The sequence below is a fragment of the Mycobacterium sp. genome, from assembly GCF_032162605.1.
Classification (GTDB): domain Bacteria; phylum Actinomycetota; class Actinomycetes; order Mycobacteriales; family Mycobacteriaceae; genus Mycobacterium.
The window spans coordinates 1-3,483 of the sequence record NZ_JAVROT010000040.1; the positions used below are offsets into that span (position 1 = coordinate 1).

Below are 3,483 nucleotides of genomic sequence, written 5' to 3' on the forward strand. Positions count from 1 at the left end.
TCACCGAGAAGTACTACGAGATGGTCGACGACGCGCGGATCCGCAAGACCAAGATCAAGGCGCGCGAGTTCTTCCAGACGCTGGCGGAGCTCCAGTTCGAGTCGGGCTACCCGTACATCATGTACGAGGACACGGTGAACCGGGCGAACCCCATCGAGGGCAAGATCACCCATAGCAACCTGTGCTCGGAGATCCTGCAGGTGTCGACGCCGTCGTTGTTCAACGAAGACCTGACCTACGCCAAGGTGGGTAAGGACATCTCGTGCAACCTCGGCTCGCTGAACATCGCCAAGGCCATGGATTCGCCGGACTTCGCGCAGACCATCGAGACGTCGATCCGCGCGCTCACCGCCGTCAGCGATCAGACCCACATCTGGTCGGTGCCCTCGATCGAGCAGGGCAACAACGACTCTCACGCCATCGGCCTCGGGCAGATGAACCTGCACGGGTACCTGGCCCGCGAGCGGATCCTCTACGGCTCCGAAGAGGGCATCGACTTCACCAACATCTACTTCTACACGGTGCTCTACCACGCACTGCGGGCGAGCAATCGCATTGCGGTGGAGCGGGGTAAGGCATTCGGAGGCTTCGAGCGCTCGAAGTACAAGTCGGGTGAATTCTTCGACAAGTACACCGAGCAGGCGTGGGTGCCGGCGACCGAGCGGGTGCGCGAGTTGTTCGACGAGACAGGAATTCGCATTCCGACGCAGGACGATTGGCTGCGGTTGAAGGAGTCGGTGCAGGCGCACGGCATCTACAACCAGAATCTGCAGGCCGTCCCGCCGACCGGATCGATCTCCTACATCAACCACTCGACCAGCTCGATCCACCCGGTGGCTTCCAAGATCGAGATCCGCAAGGAAGGCAAGATCGGCCGCGTCTACTACCCGGCGCCGTATCTGACCAACGACAACCTGGAGTACTACCAGGACGCGTACGAGATCGGCTACGAGAAGATCATCGACACCTACGCCGCCGCCACCCAGCACGTGGACCAGGGCTTGAGTCTGACGCTGTTCTTCAAGGACACCGCCAGCACGCGCGACGTCAACAAGGCGCAGATCTACGCTTGGCGCAAGGGCATCAAGACGCTGTACTACATCCGTCTGCGCCAAATGGCCTTGGAGGGAACAGAGGTCGAAGGCTGCGTCAGCTGCATGCTGTAGGGCGCGGCCGCACCCCGAATAAATCAGTGGAATTCGGCGGCCGACTCGGTCAGGCTCGAATGCGTGAATGTTCGCCTGTACACCTCGCCGGATGACTTCGGCCCGGTAGCCCGCTGGGTCTACCGGAGGGACCCGGTGCTGTTCACCACCGAGCTCACCACCTTGCGCACGTCGCGGTGGCCGGACGGTCACGTCCTACTGTCGGTCGCCGACTGCGACGGCACCGTCGGTGCGGCACTGCAGATGCGGGATGCGGTCCTGTTGGTCAACGGACTGCCGCCCGAGTCGGCGAAGGCCGTAGCCGCAGCGCTCGCGCCGGTGCGGGCCGATCTGCCCGCCATTCGCGGAACGTCAGCCACGGCAGCGGCTTTCAGTGAGGCGTGGACCGAGGTCGCCGACGTCAGCGCGACGCCGGAGTTCCAGGAGACCCTGTACCGCCTCGACGAGCTCAGGGCGCCCGTCGGCGTCGTGGGTGTGCCGCGACTCGCCGGGGACCAGGACGGCGAGTTGCTCGTCGGATGGCTCGACGCGTTCTTCGTCGAGGCGTTCGGCGCCGAGTCGAATCCTTCGGCGAGCCGCGGCGTGCTTCGTGACATCGCCGACGCAGGCGGCCGCGTCGTGCTGTGGACGGTGGACGGCGCGCCTGCTGCGATGGCACGGGTTCACGGATGTCTTCTGGGGATGTCGCGGATCGGTCCGGTGTACACGCCGCCGGAGTACCGCGGAAACGGCTATGGCACAGCGGTTACCGCCGAAGCGGTGCGACACGTCGGCCGCGACGGCGCAAGCGACGTGGTGCTGTTCGCCGACGTCGCCAACGCGGTGTCGAACGGGATCTACCGTCGGTTGGGTTTCGTGCCCGTCGCCGAGCACGTGCAGTACGCGTTCTCGGTTTGACCGAACCGGCGCAATGACCGTCAGTCGAGATGGGTAACATCGACCTGTGACGGCCACCACTGATATGGCAAGAGGTCTCTGACGTGTCCGCCCCCTTCTTCAGTCGCGAGCGCATCGTCGCTGCGCCGGGGTGGAATCGCTGGCTGGTGCCGCCCGCGGCGCTGTCGATACACCTGTCGGTGGGTGCGGCGTATTCGTGGAGCGTCTTCAAGAAACCGCTGGAGGGCGCGCTGGGCATCTCGGGCACGCTGAGCGCTCTGCCGTTCACCATCGGCATCGTCGTGCTCGGCCTGTCGGCCGCGCTATTCGGCACCTGGGTGGACCGCAACGGGCCGCGGATGGCGATGTTCGCAGCCATGTGCTGCTTCTGCGGCGGTTGGTTGGTTGGCTCGGCCGGACTGGCCACGCGTCAGTACTGGCTGGTGCTGCTCGGCTACGGCGTACTCGGCGGAATCGGTTGGGGCATCGGCTATATCTCACCGGTCTCGACTCTGATCAAGTGGTTTCCCGACAAGCCCGGAATGGCGACGGGCCTGGCGATCATGGGCTTCGGCGGTGGTGCCCTGATCGCCTCGCCGTGGTCGACCGCGATGCTCGGCTTCTTCGGCAGCGACTCGTCGGGCATCGCCAAGACGTTCCTGGTGCACGGCCTGGTCTACGCGGTGTTCATGTCACTGGGGTGGCTGCTGGTGAGGGTGCCCAGGCCGGACTGGAAGCCGCACGGGTGGACGCCATCGCCGCCGACGGTGGGCTCGCTCGTGTCCGTTGGTCAGGTGTCGGCGAACAATGCGATCAAGACACCGCAGTTCTGGTTGCTCTGGGTCGTGTTGTGCTTCAACGTGACTGCGGGGATCGGCATCCTGGAGAAGGCCTCGCCGATCTACCAGGACTACTTCCCCGCGGCGGGTGCCGCGGCTGCTGCCCTCGCGGCGGCTGCCGCCGGCTACGTCGCACTGCTCTCGCTGGCGAACATGCTGGGGCGCATCGGCTGGTCGAGTCTGTCCGACAAGATCGGTCGCAAGAACGCCTATCGGATGTACCTCGGCGTCGGCGCACTGTTGTACCTGGCCATCACGCTGATGCAGAACTCGAACAAGGTGGCATTCCTGGTCTGCACGTTGCTGATCCTGTCGTTCTACGGCGCCGGGTTCGCCACCGTTCCGGCGTATCTGCGCGACCTGTTCGGCACGTATCAGGTCGGAGCAATCCACGGCCGGCTGCTCACGGCTTGGTCGGTCGCGGGCATCCTCGGGCCGATCATGGTCAATGCCATCGCCGACAGCGAGAAGGCCGCGGGCAAGTCCGGACCCGAGCTGTACACGTTGTCGTTCTCGATCATGATCGGGCTGCTGATCGTCGCGCTGGTGTGCAACGAACTCCTCAAACCCGTTGACGCGAAGTGGCACGAACCGTCCAGCGA

General features: G+C 64.7%; 3 protein-coding genes. All 3 read left to right on the forward strand.

The window, feature by feature from the left end; genetic code table 11:
• A partial coding sequence (locus tag QOI01_RS02025; protein WP_526378109.1) for a ribonucleotide reductase barrel domain-containing protein occupies positions 1 to 1,166 on the forward strand: 1,166 nt, incomplete at its 5' end.
• Positions 1,167 to 1,229: 63 nt separating this feature from the next.
• The gene (locus QOI01_RS02030) at positions 1,230 to 2,063 is read left to right on the forward strand and encodes a GNAT family N-acetyltransferase (protein WP_526378111.1); all 834 of its coding nucleotides are present in this window, start codon (positions 1,230 to 1,232) and stop codon (positions 2,061 to 2,063) included.
• An 83-nt stretch (positions 2,064 to 2,146) separates the two neighbouring features.
• A partial coding sequence (locus QOI01_RS02035) for an L-lactate MFS transporter (RefSeq protein WP_526378113.1) occupies positions 2,147 to 3,483 on the forward strand: 1,337 nt, incomplete at its 3' end.